The 15242-nt window shown below is 63.9% G+C and carries 15 protein-coding genes; 8 read left to right on the forward strand and 7 right to left on the reverse strand.

The features are described from left to right. Positions 1–311: 311 nt before the first annotated feature. The 7 genes from NLM32_RS21115 to NLM32_RS21145 all read left to right on the forward strand — a co-directional run bounded on the left by NLM32_RS21115 (position 312) and on the right by NLM32_RS21145 (position 8991). Positions 312–551, forward strand: coding sequence for a hypothetical protein (locus NLM32_RS21115; protein WP_254135380.1), 240 nt, complete (start codon positions 312–314; stop codon positions 549–551). Positions 552–784: 233 nt separating this feature from the next. Continuing rightward, entirely contained in the window at positions 785–3193 is a 2409-nt protein-coding gene (locus NLM32_RS21120; protein ID WP_254130818.1) for a TonB-dependent siderophore receptor, read from the forward strand. Between the two features lie 303 nt (positions 3194–3496). Beyond that, positions 3497–6013: a TonB-dependent siderophore receptor gene (locus NLM32_RS21125; protein WP_254130819.1), complete on the forward strand. Its 2517-nt coding sequence runs from the start codon at positions 3497–3499 to the stop codon at positions 6011–6013. 20 nt (positions 6014–6033) lie between these two features. After that, positions 6034–6723, forward strand: coding sequence for a Fe2+-dependent dioxygenase (locus tag NLM32_RS21130; RefSeq protein WP_254130820.1), 690 nt, complete (start codon positions 6034–6036; stop codon positions 6721–6723). Beyond that, positions 6720–7724, forward strand: coding sequence for a tonB-system energizer ExbB (exbB, locus tag NLM32_RS21135; RefSeq protein ID WP_254130821.1), 1005 nt, complete (start codon positions 6720–6722; stop codon positions 7722–7724). The genes NLM32_RS21130 and exbB overlap by 4 nt, the downstream gene beginning before the upstream one ends. 3 nt (positions 7725–7727) lie before the next feature. After that, positions 7728–8189, forward strand: coding sequence for a TonB system transport protein ExbD (exbD, locus tag NLM32_RS21140; protein ID WP_254130822.1), 462 nt, complete (start codon positions 7728–7730; stop codon positions 8187–8189). A gap of 10 nt (positions 8190–8199) precedes the next feature. Beyond that, positions 8200–8991 carry a TonB family protein gene (locus NLM32_RS21145; protein WP_254130823.1) on the forward strand — a complete coding sequence of 264 codons (792 nt, stop codon included), beginning with the start codon at positions 8200–8202 and terminating at the stop codon, positions 8989–8991. Positions 8992–8994: 3 nt separating this feature from the next. Here the strand turns inward: NLM32_RS21145 and NLM32_RS21150 are convergent, their stop codons facing one another. From NLM32_RS21150 to NLM32_RS21160, 3 genes are all read right to left on the reverse strand, one after another. Continuing rightward, complete coding sequence (locus NLM32_RS21150) at positions 8995–9417, reverse strand: hypothetical protein (RefSeq protein WP_254135381.1); 423 nt, start codon at positions 9415–9417, stop codon at positions 8995–8997. 109 nt (positions 9418–9526) lie between these two features. Continuing rightward, positions 9527–10207, reverse strand: coding sequence for a site-2 protease family protein (locus NLM32_RS21155; protein ID WP_254130824.1), 681 nt, complete (start codon positions 10205–10207; stop codon positions 9527–9529). A 74-nt stretch (positions 10208–10281) separates the two neighbouring features. Continuing rightward, positions 10282–11148 (reverse strand): LysR family transcriptional regulator, encoded by an 867-nt coding sequence (locus NLM32_RS21160; RefSeq protein WP_254130825.1) that lies wholly within the window; start codon positions 11146–11148, stop codon positions 10282–10284. 91 nt (positions 11149–11239) lie between these two features. On the opposite strand from NLM32_RS21160, the gene NLM32_RS21165 reads away from it, so the two are divergent. After that, positions 11240–12151, forward strand: a complete 912-nt coding sequence (locus tag NLM32_RS21165; protein WP_254130826.1) for a DMT family transporter — start codon at positions 11240–11242, stop codon at positions 12149–12151. A gap of 2 nt (positions 12152–12153) precedes the next feature. Here the strand turns inward: NLM32_RS21165 and NLM32_RS21170 are convergent, their stop codons facing one another. The 4 genes from NLM32_RS21170 to NLM32_RS21185 are packed head-to-tail and all read right to left on the reverse strand — an operon-like array spanning position 12154 to position 15231. Further along, positions 12154–12546: a GFA family protein gene (locus tag NLM32_RS21170; RefSeq protein ID WP_254130827.1), complete on the reverse strand. Its 393-nt coding sequence runs from the start codon at positions 12544–12546 to the stop codon at positions 12154–12156. Next, entirely contained in the window at positions 12543–13700 is a 1158-nt protein-coding gene (locus tag NLM32_RS21175) for a serine hydrolase (protein ID WP_254130828.1), read from the reverse strand. The genes NLM32_RS21170 and NLM32_RS21175 overlap by 4 nt, the downstream gene beginning before the upstream one ends. Before the next feature lie 31 nt (positions 13701–13731). After that, positions 13732–14478: an SDR family NAD(P)-dependent oxidoreductase gene (locus tag NLM32_RS21180; RefSeq protein ID WP_254130829.1), complete on the reverse strand. Its 747-nt coding sequence runs from the start codon at positions 14476–14478 to the stop codon at positions 13732–13734. Between the two features lie 21 nt (positions 14479–14499). Then, positions 14500–15231, reverse strand: coding sequence for an SDR family oxidoreductase (locus tag NLM32_RS21185; RefSeq protein ID WP_254130830.1), 732 nt, complete (start codon positions 15229–15231; stop codon positions 14500–14502). Positions 15232–15242: the final 11 nt, after the last annotated feature.

Here is a 15242-nt window from a genome sequence, read left to right on the forward strand (position 1 = left end):
CAGTGTAAACAGCACTATCGGCTGGGAATCCTAAACAATTGGAAAGCTTTGCACCCCGTAGGCAACCGGGTGGCGAAGCGGTGTGCAGTGCTGCATTTTCCCGATGCGAACCGACAAAGTGCAAAAGTTGGGCAGTGCTCGCGGACCGCGTGAGCGGCCAACCATGCGCGCGTGGCGCTGTACGCGGCTGGCCGCATCGTCGATGTTTCGGATTGATCGCAGTTAGGATGGTTCTAAACCGGCGGCATGCCGTTGCGGTTGTCAGGAAAATCAGTGTCGTTCATATCGGCCCGCCACAACGGGAGCACATGATGGACGAGCTGAACGGCAAGCTGATCGCGTGTCAGATCTTGATCACGGGGTTGATCGCGCGCGTCGCCAACGAGCAGCGTGATCCCTTGCGCTTCCTCACCGACTTTCGCGACGAGATCAAAGCCGTCGTCAACGGCATCAACATCGCCGGCATGGACAACTCCGATCGTGTGCGCGCGACCGCGCAGCGCACCGTCGACGAATTGTTCTCGTTGATGAAGCCGCCGAGCAGCGACTGACGGCTGCGCAAAATGATGCGCGAAGACAAGCGCCGTCGTTTCCGATTGCTTCAATATGTCGCGCGACATTTCATCGTTTCGGATTCGAAATTTTAGAATCGATTTGAACTAGAGCGATTCAAGTGGTCGCGCGCGTCTCCTCGCATTGACCTGATTTTTCGTGATCGATAGCACCGCCTCATCGTTCGTCGCGCATGTCGCGGATCGACGAATATAAATTGGGGTGCGTTGGAATGGGGCTGGCGGTGGCTCCGCGATCGTTGCGTGCGATCGCGGCAAGGAATTCGTTTGAACTCGATGGCAATTCCGGCAAGGCGGTGTCCGCCGTCGCCGGCCTGATTGCAGTGGCGTCGGTCTCGGGCGGCGCACAAGCGCAGCAGTCGAGCCTGCCGCCGGTGAATGTCGATGCGCCGGTCGAGCGTTCGCGCCCGGCAGCCTCCAAGCCGACGCCGGAGCAGGTCCGTGCGCGCAACGCGCTTCGCCGCGCCGCGCAGCGCCAGCAGGCGCAGCAGCAGGCCGCCGCCGCGGCACCGGCTCCGGCCGGTGCAGTGGATCGCAATCCCTATGCCGATCCGGCTGCGCCCTACAAGGTCGACCACGTCCAGGCCTCCGGCAAGTTTCCCGAGCCGATGCTGAACACGCCGAAGACGATCACGGTGCTGAGCAAGGAAGTGCTCGAGGATAAGAATGCGACGACGCTGAAGGAAATCGGGCGCTCGACCGCCGGCGTGACGCTGGGGTCGGGCGAGGGCGGCAACGCCTTCGGCGACCGCTTCTTCATCCGCGGCTTCGACGCGCGCAACGACGTCTTCATCGACGGCATCCGCGATCCCGCCGTGTCGATCCGCGAGAACTTCTTCACCGAGCAGATCGAGATCCTGCGCGGACCGGCATCGTCCTATGCCGGCCGCGGCACCGCAGGCGGCGCCATCAACATCGTCACCAAGCAGGCCGGCGACGTCAATTTCAAGCGGATGGATACCGAGTTCGGCACCGACCGGACCAAGCGGGTCACGCTCGACGTCAACCAGGTCGTCGATCCGACCTTCTCGGTGCGCACCGGCGGCCTGTTCCAGGACGCCAATGTCGCCGGCCGCAACTACGTGACCGACGATCGCTGGGGCACGTTCCTGTCGACCAAGTACACCCCGACCAACGACATCAAGATCACGACGAACTACGTCCACACCGATCTCAGCGGTCTGCCGGATTTCGGCGTGCCCTATTACAAGCAGGGCAACGTGCCGGTGACGTCGGCCGGCATTCCGCGCGGGACCTGGTACGGCTTCCTCAACCGCGACTTCCAGACCGCGCGACAGGATTTCGGTACCGGGACGGCGGAGTACAAGGTCAACGAAGCCATCACGCTGACCAGCAAGGTGCGCGGCGAGCATTCGCTGCTGAACTATATCGGCACGCTGCCGCAGAACCCGGTGACGACCAGCCCGAATCCGCTGCTCTGGACCACGACGGCGAGTGCGCAGAGCCGCTACCAGACGGTGGACGTGTGGGCCAACCAGAACGAGGCCACGTTCAAGCTCGACACCGGCGGGATCAAGCACACCGCGGTGTTCGGCGTCGAATACACCAACGAGAACATCTCGATCGATCGTTACTCGGGTCTTGCATCGGAGCTGGCCGGCTCCGGCTTCACGAGCAACGGGGCTCTCTCGGGGATCAATCTCTACAACCCTCAGTCCACTTACGTCGGTGGCTTCGGCACACCGACGCTGACGGGCAATCCAACGCGCTATGGCGTCAACACCAGCAGCGTCTACGTCATGGACACGGCGAACTGGCAGGACACCGTCATCGTCAACGGTGGCATCCGCTACGACGGCTACAACATGAGCTCGTCGACCAATGCGGCCTATCTGAAAATGAACTCCGATCTGGTCAACTATAACGTCGGCCTGGTCTACAAGCCGATGTCGATCGGCAGCATCTATGCGGCCTACGCGACCTCGGCCAATCCGTTCGGCTCGGAGCTCGACGCGACCGGCACCGATTACGGTGGCGTTCCCGCCAACACGACCGTTCTGCTCGGGCCCGAGCGCAACAAGGCGGCGGAGGTCGGCACCAAGTGGGAGCTCGCCGATCGTCACCTGCTGGTCTCTGCGGCGCTGTTCCAGACCACGAAGGACAATGCGCGCGAGAACAACGCCGCGGGCTTGCTCACCTCGGGCGCGGCCTACCGCATCCAGGGCATCGACATCGAGGCCGAGGGCAAGATCACCGATCGCTGGAGCATCTTCGGCGGCCTGGTGCTGATGCAGTCCAAGGTCACGCAGAGCAACATCGCCTCCAACCTGGGCCTGCAGCTCGCCAACGTCGCCCACCAGTCGTTCAGCATGCTGACCAAGTACAAGTTCGACGGCGATTGGGAAGTCGGCGGGCAGGCGGTGTATCGCTCCAAGGTCTATGGCGGCACGTTCGCGGCCAACACCGGCAACGAGCTGCCGAGCTACTGGCGCTTCGATGCGTTCGTCGAGAAGAAGATCGACAAGAACTGGACCATGAAGTTCTACGCCCAGAACCTCACCAACAAGCTCTACTACGACACACTCTATCGCAGCGCCGTGCCGTTCGTCGCGGTCGCGCCGGGGCGGGCGTTCTACATCGTCACGACGGCCAAGTTCTGATGACGTTCTGATTGCGCCCGTTCCAAAACCGGGATGCCTGCCACGGCAGGCGTCCCTGCGCTCCTGCAATCGACCACGATGCGCGCCATCCGCAACTTGGTACCAGTTTAGAACGCTTACAAACTTCAGTTTAGAACGGTTCAAACTGAAGTGCGTGAGCAAGTTTAGAATCGCTATGAAGTGGCTGGTTTGTTGCCCAGTGTTGCCGTGATCGCGTTGACCCCCCTGAACACGCTCGGTAGCACCAATGCGTCGCGTTGTCGCAACGCGACTATTGGAAGCAGAAGCACTGTGGGGCGTGTGATGGGCATGACTAAAACACCGAGGTCGTTGCGTTCGGTCGCGGTTCGGAAATCATTGGGCAGCAATCTCGATGGCGCGACCGGCAAGACCGTGTCTGCCGTCGCGAGCCTGATTGCGGCCGCGTCCGTCTCGACCGGCGCGCAGGCACAACAATCGACGCTGCCCCCCGTCAACGTCGATGCCCCGAAGGAACGTCCGCGCTCCACCGCTGCAAAGCCGACACCCGATCAGGTCCGCGCCCGCAATGCGCTGCGTCGCGCCGCGCAACGCCAGCAGGCAGCGACGGCCCCGGTCGTTGATGCGGCCGGGCCGGCGCCCGATCGCAATCCCTATGCGGACCCGGCTGCGCCGTACAAGGTCGATCACGTCCAGGCCGGCGGCAAGTTTCCCGAGAAGCTGGTCGATACACCGAAGTCGATCACGGTGCTCAGCAAGGAAGTGCTCGAGGACAAGAATGCCACGACGCTGAAGCAGGCGATTTTGAGCACCGCCGGCGTGACCCTGGGCACGGGCGAGGGCGGCAACGCCTTCGGCGATCGCTTCTTCATCCGCGGCTTCGATGCTCGCAACGACGTCTTCATCGACGGCGTGCGTGATTCCGGCGTCAGCGTGCGTGAAAACTTCTTCACCGAGCAGGTCGAGATCCTGCGCGGACCCGGCTCGACCTTTGCGGGCCGCGGCGTTGCCGGCGGTGCGATTAACATCGTCACCAAGCAGGCGACGACCGAGAAGAGCTTCTACAACATGGACACTACGTTCGGCACCGACAAGACCAAGCGCGTGGTGCTCGACGTCAATCAGGTGATCGATCCGAGTTGGTCTGTGCGTGCGGGCGGCATGTTTCAGGACGCGGGCGTTGCCGGGCGCGATTACGTCAAGGACAATCGCGACGGCGCGTTTGTCGCCACGACCTGGAAGCCGATCGATGCGGTCAAAATCCAGGCGAACTACATTCACACCGAACTGACCGGCCTGCCGGACTTCGGCGTGCCGTACTACCGGCCGAGCACGGCGAGCACAGCCGGCGGCCCGTTCCCCGACTTCGGATCGAACAGAAACGCCTGGTATGGCTTCGTCAATCGCGATTTCTTCCGAACGGGTCAGGACATCGGCACTCTCAATGCCGAAGTGCAGATCACGCCAGACCTGTTGCTCACCAACAAGTTTCGGGATTCTTATTCCACCCAGAACTACATTGGCACGCTTCCGGAAGGTCCGGTTCTAGCTACCCCGTTGTCGGCCTCGACGCTCAGCGCCAATCCGCAGAGCCGTTTCCAGACCACGAACGTGATCGCCAACCAGACCGAGGCGACTTACAAGTTTAGTGACGGTGCTGGATTCAAGCACACGGCTCTGGCCGGTTTCGAATACGACAACGAGAGATTATCCATCGACAAATATACCGGTCTCAGCTCCGAAGCTCTACCCGGAGGTTTCAGCGGGTCGGGATCGTTGTCCGGCGTGAGCGTCTTCAATCCGCAGTTCACGAATCTTCCGTTCGGAATTCCCGGGGGCCTGTCGGGTCTGCCCACCAAGGTCACCATCGACACCAAGAGTGTCTACGTGATGGACAGCGCGAACTACAACGACCAGCTGATCCTGAACGGCGGCTTTCGCTATGATGATTACAACATCAAGGCGACCGGATATGGCACCGTTGGGGGTGTGGCAAACGTCTTTGGCCAGCAGCAGCAAGAATACTTGATGCCGAATTTCAACCTCGGCCTCACGTTGAAGCCGCTGCCGAACGGGAGCGTCTACGTCGCTTATGCCACCTCGTCGAACCCTGTCGGTGCCGAATTCGACGGCACCAGCGTTCAGTATGGTGGCTTGGCTCCATCCCTGAACGGCAATCCCAACCAGATATTCGGGCCCGAAAAGAACAAGGCGATCGAGCTCGGCACAAAATGGGAGCTGTTCAACCGGCATTTGCTACTGACCGCTGCGCTGTTCCAGACGGAGAAGGACAACGCGCGTGAATCCCGCAACATAGCTGGGGCCGGGGGGAGCATCGTGTCCCTCATTACCGCGGGCGCGGCCTATCGCATTCGCGGCATCGACCTCGGCGTCGGCGGCAAGATCACCGACAAATGGAGCGTCTTCGGCGGCTTGGTGTTGATGCAATCGGAGGTCACCAAGTCGCTGATCCCGCCGGCGAACACGACCCTGTACACCACGAACGTCGGCCTGCCGCTCTCGAATGTCGCGCACCAGTCGTTCAGCATGCTTTCGAAGTACCAGATCAACGACGTCTGGGAGCTTGGCGGCCAGGCGGTGTACCGTTCGAAGATCTACGGCGGCACGTTCCTCGCGGCCAACCAGGGCACATCGATCCCGAGCTACTGGCGGTTCGATATGTTCGCCGAAGCGAAGATCGACAAGCACTGGCAGGTGAAGCTGTTCGTCAACAACATCTTCGACAAGCGCTACTACGACGCGCTGTACCAGAGCGCCGCGCCCTTCGTGCTGGAAGCACCGGGACGCGCTGCTTATGTGGTCCTTTCGGCGCGCTACTGATGGAGAAATAACGAGGTGCCATGCTGACATGCATAGACGGCGTCCTGAGCAAGGAAGATGTGGCGGATTTCCGCCGCATCATGGACGCCAGTGAATGGGAAGACGGCCGTTCCACCGCGGGCGCGCAGTCAGCAATGGTCAAGCGCAACGAGCAGTTGCCGCCGGATAGCGAGGTCGCGCGCAAGCTCGGCCATCGCATCATCTCGGCGTTGACGGCGAACCCGCGATTTCTGGCAGCCGCGATCCCGCTCCAGATCTTCCCGCCGCTGTTCAACCGCTATGCGGCGGACAGCGGCCACCATTTCGGCCTGCATGTCGACAACGCCATCCGCGGCGACCGGCTGACCGGCCTTCGCATCCGCACGGATTTGTCGGTCACGCTGTTCCTCAGCGAGCCCGAGGATTACGACGGTGGCGAACTTGTGATCGAGGACACCTACGGCTCGCACGAAGTCAAGTTGCCAGCCGGGGACTGCGTGCTCTATCCCTCGACCAGCCTGCATCTGGTCACGCCGGTGACCAGGGGGGCGCGGGTTGCGTCTTTCTTCTGGCTCCAGAGCATGATACGGGACGATCAAGCTCGCAGCATGATCTTTGATCTCGACACCGCCATTCAGGCGCTGGTGGCACGGCTCGGGCGTGACGATCCCGAAACGGTCAAATTGACGGGTATCTATCACAACCTCATTCGCTACTGGGCCGAAGTATGAAGATCACATCTTTCCAAGCAAGCCTCGCTGCAGCCGTGCTGCTGACGGCCACCTGGCTCGCAGCTCCTGTTTCTGCCCAGACACAAACCCAGCCGGCCGCGCCGGCACGGCCCGTTGCGGCGCCGGCACCCGTGGCGGCTCAGCCGGCTCCGGCTGCTCCCGCAGTTGCGGCACAGCCGAATGTTGCGGCGCCCGCGCCGTCGACGGCCGCGCCCGCGGTGGCTGCGCCCGCGGCCGCCGCGCCCAGCGCGACCGAGGCTACCATCGCCCCCGCATCCGAGGCGGCGCCGAAGGCCGGCATCGCGCCGGCCATGAAGGAATTGTCGCCCTGGGTGATGTTCATGTCGGCGGACATCATCGTGAAGGCGGTGATGATCGGGCTTGCCTTCGCCTCGCTCGTGACCTGGACCGTCTTCATCGCGAAGTCGATCGAACTGTCGGTCGCGTCCGCCAAGCTCCGGTCGGCCTTGAAGAAGATCGCCGAGGTTCGCTCGCTTGCGGAAGCCCAGATGGCGCTCGGCACCAAGCAGGGTATCCTGCCGTCCTTCCTGGCGGCCGCGCTGCGCGAGGCGCGGATGTCGGCGGGCCTCTCCAGCGACACCGGTATCAAGGAGCGCGCGGCCTCGAGCTTCGCCGAGATCGTGCGTGCTGAACAGCGCCGCATCCGCATCGGCATGGGCTTCCTCGCCACCATCGGCTCGACGTCGCCCTTCGTCGGCCTGTTCGGTACCGTCTGGGGCATCATGAACAGCTTCATCGGCATCTCGAAGTCGCAGACGACGAACCTCGCCGTCGTCGCTCCCGGTATCGCCGAGGCACTGCTCGCGACCGCCATCGGCCTCGTCGCGGCGATCCCGGCCGTCATCATCTACAATCACTTCTCGCGCGTCACGAAGGGCTATCTCGAGCTCGTCAGCCGCGCCTCGGGAGCGGCGGCGCGGCTGTTGTCGCGCGATCTCGATCGCAGCCACGGCAGCGCACATTCGCGCGCGGCGGAGTAGGCCATGGCTGTCTCGCTCACCGACAACGATGACGACGACGACTTCTCGGAAACGCATGACATCAACGTCACGCCGTTCATCGACGTCATCCTGGTGCTGCTGATCATCTTCATGGTCGCAGCCCCCTTGTCGACGGTCGATCTGCCGATCGACCTGCCGACCTCGAGCGCGACGCCGCAGAAGAAGCCGGACAAGCCGACCTATGTCAGCATCAAGCCCGATCTGACGCTCGCGATCGGCGAAAACGCGGTCAAGCGGACCGACCTCGTCAGTTCGCTCGACGCCATCGCCGACATGAGCAAGGACAAATACGTGTTCCTGCGCGCCGACAAGGCCGTGCCTTACGGCGAGTTGATGGGCGTCATGGAAATCCTGCGGTCCGGCGGCTATTCTCGGATCAAGCTGGTGGCGCTCGAAGCACCTCCTGCGGCGGCTGGGCCGGCGCAGGGGGCGGTCCAACCCTAACGGCAGCGCGATGTCCGACCCTGTAATCGACGCAAAACCATCCCGGCGGCTCTGGATTCTGGCCGCGATCGCCGCGATTGGCCTGCATCTCGGCGGGGCTGCGCTGGCGCTCGCCAACCTTCGTGCCGACGACGGCGACGATGGCCTCGGCGCCAACGGCGCGGAATACGCCGTCGAGATGACCTCGCCGAAGCTGCCCGAGACGGATCTGCCTCCCGGCCCGGATAGCGAAGCCTCGCAGTATCAGCCGCAGCAGATGCAGCAGCAGGCCGAGGTTCACGAGACCGATCTGCCGAAGGAAATACCTCAGGAGGCCGAAGACCCGGACCGCCTCGTCACCGAGAACGACTCCAAGAAGCCGGTCGAGGACACCACGAAAGTGGCCAAGGTCGAAACCCAGGCCGTCGAGGAGATGCCGAACGCCCAGGAATCGGCGAGGCAGGCGCTAAACGAAGACGCGCGCGAGGACGAGAAGGCGGCTGCCCCCAACCAGGGCATCGGCAAGGACCTTCGCAAGCTGACGGCCGAGTGGGGCAAGCGGATCAGCGCCTATTTCGAGCTGCACAAGCGCTATCCCAAGGACAAGAGCAAGACGACGACGGTCAAGCTCAGCCTGGTCCTGAACCGACGCGGCAATGTCGTGTCAGTCGACGTGGCCGAGTCCTCCGGCGATCCCGCCTTCGACAGCGAGGCCATCTCCATGGTGCGCCGCTCGGATCCCGTGCCGGTCCCGCCGGCCGACCTGACGGACGATCAGTTCGCCTTCAGCCTGCCGGTGAATTTCAAGAAGCCGTCGAAATAACCTTCAGCGCCAGTAGAACTTGATCGAGACGTAGACCACGACCAGGCAGGCGAAGATCAGCGCCACCGGGAGGGGGCGCTTCTCGGTTCCACCGAACATCGCCGCTCCGAACATGGCGGCCTTCTTCGGCTTGGGGGCCGGGCGCCGGAAGGCGGTAACATTGTCCGCCACCGGCTCAGCCGGCCGCGAGCGGACGTCGGGCGGGTTCCCGGCGCCACCCATCTCCAGATAGTAGGATTTGTAGACCTCGGCGATGGTGGCTTCGGCCGCCTCGCCCTCGCTCATCCGCTCCAGCAGCTTCTTGTAGCCGTCGAGGAAGCCCTGTGCGTCCGCAGGCAGCGCCGACAACCCATTCAGCTTGGCCATCATCTTCCAGGTGGCGAAATCGGCGCGGGCACGGGTGTCGGCGCGTCGCGCGATCAGCATATCGGCAGCTTTGACCAAGTTGGCCTCTAGCCCTTCGGCTTTGTCTTCAAGTGCAGGATCTTCAAGTCCGGGATCTTCAAGTGCATGGTCTTGAAGGGAGTGTCTTCAACTACGCATTGCCGGTAGCGAAGAGAACAGCTTGAATCACATAACCGGTCAACGTTCGCAGTATTGCTGAAATAACATCAAGATTTAGACCGAACTGGGAACCCGCAAGCGGCAGCAGGATCAGAAGCGCGATCAGGATCATCATGCCGTACGGCTCGAGCCGTGACAGCGGCAGGGCAAGCGGCCGGGGCAACAGCCCGACCGCGACCCGTCCGCCGTCCAGCGGCGGGATCGGCATCATGTTGAAGACCGCCAGCACGGCGTTGATCAGCAGCGCATTCTTGAGGTTGTCGAAGATCCATTGCGCCGAACTGGCGGGCGCCAGGGGCAGGGCGTGCAGGGCGAGGCCCGCGACCAGCGCCAGCAGGATGTTGGTGACGGGGCCGGCCAGGGCGACCCAGACCATGTCCAGCTTCGGATTGTTGAGGTTGCGAAAGTTCACCGGCACCGGCTTGGCGTAGCCGAACAGGAACGGCGAATGCGCAAACAGCAGCATCGCCGGCAGAATCAGCGTGCCGAACGGGTCGATATGGCGCAGCGGATTGAAGCTGACGCGGCCGAGCTGCCAGGCGGTGTTGTCGCCGAGGCGGTGCGCGACGAAGCCGTGCGCCGCCTCGTGGAAAGTGATGGCAAGCACCAGCGGCAGCACCCACACCGAGAGGTCATAGAGGGAAATGTTCAATTTGCATCTCGTCCGGTCTTGCTCGTCGCCTTGCAGACGACCTGGCCAGACCGGCGGTGCAGCAACGCTTCGGCTCAAGATAGGATGGCCGGTTCCGAAATACCACGCTGCAAATGATCGGCAAGCCGGGCCGCCGGGCGCGGCAGGTTGCGCGCGCGGTGGATGCGGATGTCGGCCGCGGGAAGCGGCGGCAGGCCGTCGCGTGCGCCGAGAGCGCGGAGCCGAGGCGGCAGGATGCCGGCCTTCACCACGGTAATCGCAAGGCCCTCCGCCGCGATCGATTCCACCGCCGCCAGCGTCCGGCTGACGAAGGCGAGCCGCCACCGCCGGCCGGCGCGATCGAGCGCGTCTGCGGCCCATTGGCGAAACAGGCAACCGGGCGGGTACAGCGCGACGGGCAGAGTGTCCTCCGCCGTGGCGCGGCAGGCGGCGGCCGCCGCCCAGACGGCCTGCTCGCGCCGCAACAACTCGCCGTCGCCACGCCCTTGCGGATGCATGGCGATGACGAGGTCATAGGCTTCGCCGAGCCGGGCCGGCATGGTCGCGGTCAGCCCGGTCTCGATCTCGACCCGCACCGCCGGATGCTCCCTGGCGAAGCTCGCCAGCAGGGGCGGAATGACGATCGTGCCATAATCGTCCATCACGCCGAGGCGGATGACGGCTTCCGGCTTGCGTGCGCGTAACGCGCCGATTGCTTCGGCATGGAGAGCAAGGATGCGCCGCGCATAGGCCCGCAACTCGTCGCCCGCGGCGGTCGGCACGATTCCGGCCCGATTGCGCTGAAACAGCTTTGCGCCGAGCCGCTCCTCGAGGCGCCTGACCTGCACGCTCACCGCCGACTGGGTGCGGTTGAGCTGATCGGCCGCGCGCGTGAACGAGCGATGCTCGGCGACGGCGAGAAAAGCCCTCAGCAGATCGGGATCGAGATCGGGCACGGTCATGATGGAACGTTATCCCAGCATGACGGAAATTCCATTCCCAGTTTGGGCACGGCCCGTATGCTCTTCGTCAAGGCGTTCGACGGGAGGGATTGTGGGCGAGATTCTTGGCGTTCTGGCTGCGGTGCTATCGAGTGCGCTCGGCGGCACCTCGATCGGTGCGACGCGCTATCTCGTTGGCAGCATCGATCCGCTGGCGATCGGCTCGTTCCGGTTCGGGATCGGCTTTCTGCTGCTGCTGCCGCTGACATGGCTGCGTGGCGATCGCCGGCCGGCGCGGGGCGACTGGGCTGTTGCGATCGGGCTCGGCATCCTCTTCTTCGCGCTGTTTCCGATCCTGTTCAACGCATCGCTGATCTTCACGACAGCCGCGCGCGGCGCGCTCGCGCTGTCGACATTGCCGCTGTTGACACTCGTGATCGGCGCCGCGCTCGGCAGCGAGGCGCTGAGCTGGCGCAAATCGATCGGCGTCGTGGTGGCAACATCAGGCGTTGCCGTCGCGCTGCTCACGGACCTCAACGCGGCGCCATCGGGCGCCTGGCGCGGCGATCTCCTGATGATGGCGGCTGCGCTGTGCATGGCGCTGTACGGCATCTGGTCGCGGCCGTTGATCCGGCGCTCCAGCCCGATCGCCTTCACCACCATGAGCATGGCAGCGGGCGCCGTCTGCCTTGTCCTGCTCTCGTGTTTCCGCGGCAGTTTTGCGCCCGTCGCAAATTTCGGCACGCCGCAATGGCTCGCCGCGCTTTACCTCGGCGCCTTCGGCGCGGCGCTGACCTTCTATCTCTGGGCCTTCGCGCTGGAGCGGACGACGCCGACGCGCGTCGCGATCTCGGTGACGGTCAATCCAATCACGGCGTCACTGGTTGGCGCCTTCCTGCTGAACGAGCCGCTGCGCTGGAATCTCGCCGCCGGCATCGTCGCGGTGTTTGCGGGAATCTGGCTGGCCACGACCACAGGACGGCGCGTTGAGACCGCCAGCTTGCCTGCTTCAAGCCGGCCCTGACCTTACGCCGGGATCGTCCTCTCATATTGCTTGAGGCCATCGTCGAGCTTCAGCCAGGCGAGCTTTTCCGAGACCCAGATGTGCTCGGTCGGCGCGAAGGCGTTGCGGTCGTCGAAGGTCGCGAGCGCCACGCCGGCCAGCGTGCCGTTGCGCCGCCAGGAGAACAGCCGGGTGCCGCAATTCTTGCAGAACACGCGCTCGATGGCCTCGGACGATGCGTAACGGCCGGTGTCGCCCTCGACCGTCAGCGCTTTCTGGTCGAACTGGGCACGAACGAAGTAAGGCGAGCCCATCGCCTTCTGGCACATGCGGCAATGGCAGATGCGCACATTCAGCGGCTCGCCCTCCGCCTTGAACCGCACTGCGCCGCACAGGCATCCACCTTCTCTAATCATGCCACCCGCCATTCGCTGACTTGCCGCGCCATATTCCAGTTGAGCTCATCGAGTTCGTCATCCATCTTGGTGTTCGGCCGGCTGACGTTGGTGAAGGCGGCCCAGCAGAAGCCGCCATGGGTTCTGACCGCAATGGTGCTGGTGCCGGGCAGGCTGCCATTGTGCCACCAATTGCCTGAACTGTTGATGCAGAATCCCTTGGCATAGTCCGGGCTATAGCTCGGTGCCGTGGTCATGACCTGGATGGTGCGCGGCCGCAGGATGTTCGCCGGCCGCGCATAGCCGTCGACGTGCATCAGGAACTGCACGAGGTCGGTCGGCGTCGCGATCCAGCCGCCATGGGAATCCATGCGGCGGACGTTCATCTCGTAGGGACTTTCGACCTTGCAGTAATAGGCGACTTCGCCGGCCTGGCGCTGGTCGCTTGTGTTGCCGGCGATCGTCATGTCGGTGATGCCGCAACGGCCAAGTACCTCGGCGCGGACATGTTCGGCATAGCGCTGGCCGGTGAGCTTCTCGATCACGCGGCCCAGCACGCAATAGCCGAAATTCGAGTAGGCGTAGTGCTGGCCCGGCGGACGGTCGAGCGGCCGATTGGCCAGCGTCCAGGTGATCAGCTGCGCGTGATCCATGTGCGGATGCGTGAACATGGGATCGCGGTTGTCGTTGGTCCAGCCGCCGCCGGTATGCGTCAGGAGATGCTCGAGCGTGATCTGGTCGATGCCGGGCGAGTAGGGCGGCGCGCCGTAATCGGTGCCGAGCAGCGCGCCGGGGCCGAACACGCGGTCGGTGAGCTTGACGCGGTTCTCCTCGATCAGCCGAAACAGCGTGACCGAGGTGATCATCTTGCTGACGCTGGCGATGCGAAACAGATGCTGCGGCGTCGTTGCTTCATTCTGCTCGCGATCGGCGACGCCGAACGCGGCCTGGTGGACGATCGCACCCGCATAGCCGATCGCAAAGGAGAGCCCCGGCACGTCGAACTTGCCCATGAAGCTCTGCGCCAGCCGGCCCATCGCCGCGCGTTCGGCCGGCGAGGGCGGGCGGATGCTCGGCGGGTTGGGCGCGAGCTGCGCCAGCGCGCGTTGCGACAGCAGCGGCAGCGCGCCCGCGCCGGCTGCGAACTTCACAAAATCCCGACGCCCAAGCTGCATGGTCCGCCTCCCTGGACGGACCATCACGCTCTCAATAGGTCGCCCGTCCCCCGGAAATATCAAAGACCGCGCCAGTGGAGAAGGCACAATCTTCGGATGCAAGCCACGCGGCCATCGCGGCGAGCTCTTCCACCAGGACGAAGCGGGCTTTGGGGATTTTCGACAGCATGAAATCGATATGTTGCTGCGTCATCTGGTCGAAGATCGCGGTCTTTGCCGCCGCCGGCGTCACGGCATTCACGAGAATGTCATGGGCGGCGAGCTCCTTGCCGAGCGACTTCGTCAGCGCGATCAGGCCGGCCTTCGACGCCGAATAGTGCGAGGCGTTCGGATTGCCTTCCTTGCCGGCGATCGAGGCGATGTTCACGATCCGCCCGTATTTCTGCTTGAGCATCACGGGCACGACCGCCTTGCAGACGATGAAGGGGCCGTCGAGGTTGATGCGCAGCACCTTGCGCCATTCCTCGAGATCGGTCTCCCACACCGGCTTGTTGACGCCGGCGATGCCGGCATTGTTGACGAGGATGTCGATCTTGCCGAAGGCGGCAAGCGTGGCATCGCGCGCCTGCTCGACGCCTGCGGTGTCAGTGACGTCGACCTTGACGACGCGGACGCTGTCGCCGATCTCCTTCGCCGTCTTCTCGGCCAGCGCGGCATCGAAATCCCAGATCGCGACCTTGGCGCCGGAGGCGACGAAGCGCTCGGTGATCGCGCGGCCAAAACCCTGCGCGCCGCCCGTGACGACGGCGACGCGGCCCTGGAGATCAATCTTGTTCATGAGATGTGATCCCTGTGGGCGTCAGAGCATGTAGCCGCCGTCGACGACGAGATCGACGCCGGTGGTGAAGGCGCTCTCGTCGCTGCCGAGATAGATCGCCATGTTGGCGATTTCGTCGGCGGTGCCGAGCCGGCCCATCTTCTGGCGGGAGATGAACATCTCCTTGCCCTGCGGTCCCTGGGCCGCGGCGCGATCGAGCATCGAGGGGGTCTCGACCGTGCCGGGGCAGATCGAGTTGCAGCGGATGCCCTTGGTGATGAAGTCGAGCGCGACCGCGCGGGTCAGCAGCGACACAGCGGCCTTCGAGGAGCTGTAGACGTAGCGGTTCGCCGGCGGCCGCAGCGCCGCGCAGGACGAGATGTTGACGATGCTGCCGCCGCCGCCCGCGAGCATGTCGGGCAGGAACGCCCTGATGGTCCGGTGCATCGACTTGACGTTGAGGTCGAACGAGAAATCGAAATCCTCCTCCGAGCACTCCAGGATGGTGCCGTGATGCACGAAGCCGGCGGCGTTGAGCAGGATGTCGATCTTGCCGATGCGCTTGGCGAAGGCGTTGACGTCGGCGGTGTTGCGGACGTCGAGCTTTGCGACCTCGGCGATGCCTTCCTTGGTCAGGCCCCCGATGCCGGCCTCGTTGATGTCGGTGGCGATGACGGTTGCGCCTTCACGCGCGAATGCGAGGGCGCATGCGCGCCCGATGCCTGCCGCTGCAGCCGTGATGACGGCGCGCTTACCCTTGAGGCGGTCTGCCATGTTCTTGTTCT

It is taken from the genome of Bradyrhizobium sp. CCGUVB14 (assembly GCF_024199935.1).
Lineage (GTDB): Bacteria > Pseudomonadota > Alphaproteobacteria > Rhizobiales > Xanthobacteraceae > Bradyrhizobium.

What these genes read in the sequence shown, in the direction of transcription:
- NLM32_RS21115 (WP_254135380.1), top strand. Translation starts at nt 312, where the DNA reads ATGGACGAGCTGAACGGCAAGCTGATCGCGTGTCAGATCTTGATCACG.
- NLM32_RS21120 (WP_254130818.1), top strand. Translation starts at nt 785, where the DNA reads ATGGGGCTGGCGGTGGCTCCGCGATCGTTGCGTGCGATCGCGGCAAGG.
- NLM32_RS21125 (WP_254130819.1), top strand. Translation starts at nt 3,497, where the DNA reads ATGGGCATGACTAAAACACCGAGGTCGTTGCGTTCGGTCGCGGTTCGG.
- NLM32_RS21130 (WP_254130820.1), top strand. Translation starts at nt 6,034, where the DNA reads ATGCTGACATGCATAGACGGCGTCCTGAGCAAGGAAGATGTGGCGGAT.
- exbB (WP_254130821.1), top strand. Translation starts at nt 6,720, where the DNA reads ATGAAGATCACATCTTTCCAAGCAAGCCTCGCTGCAGCCGTGCTGCTG.
- exbD (WP_254130822.1), top strand. Translation starts at nt 7,728, where the DNA reads ATGGCTGTCTCGCTCACCGACAACGATGACGACGACGACTTCTCGGAA.
- NLM32_RS21145 (WP_254130823.1), top strand. Translation starts at nt 8,200, where the DNA reads ATGTCCGACCCTGTAATCGACGCAAAACCATCCCGGCGGCTCTGGATT.
- NLM32_RS21150 (WP_254135381.1), bottom strand. Translation starts at nt 9,417, where the DNA reads ATGCTGATCGCGCGACGCGCCGACACCCGTGCCCGCGCCGATTTCGCC.
- NLM32_RS21160 (WP_254130825.1), bottom strand. Translation starts at nt 11,148, where the DNA reads ATGACCGTGCCCGATCTCGATCCCGATCTGCTGAGGGCTTTTCTCGCC.
- NLM32_RS21170 (WP_254130827.1), bottom strand. Translation starts at nt 12,546, where the DNA reads ATGATTAGAGAAGGTGGATGCCTGTGCGGCGCAGTGCGGTTCAAGGCG.
- NLM32_RS21175 (WP_254130828.1), bottom strand. Translation starts at nt 13,700, where the DNA reads ATGCAGCTTGGGCGTCGGGATTTTGTGAAGTTCGCAGCCGGCGCGGGC.
- NLM32_RS21180 (WP_254130829.1), bottom strand. Translation starts at nt 14,478, where the DNA reads ATGAACAAGATTGATCTCCAGGGCCGCGTCGCCGTCGTCACGGGCGGC.
- NLM32_RS21185 (WP_254130830.1), bottom strand. Translation starts at nt 15,231, where the DNA reads ATGGCAGACCGCCTCAAGGGTAAGCGCGCCGTCATCACGGCTGCAGCG.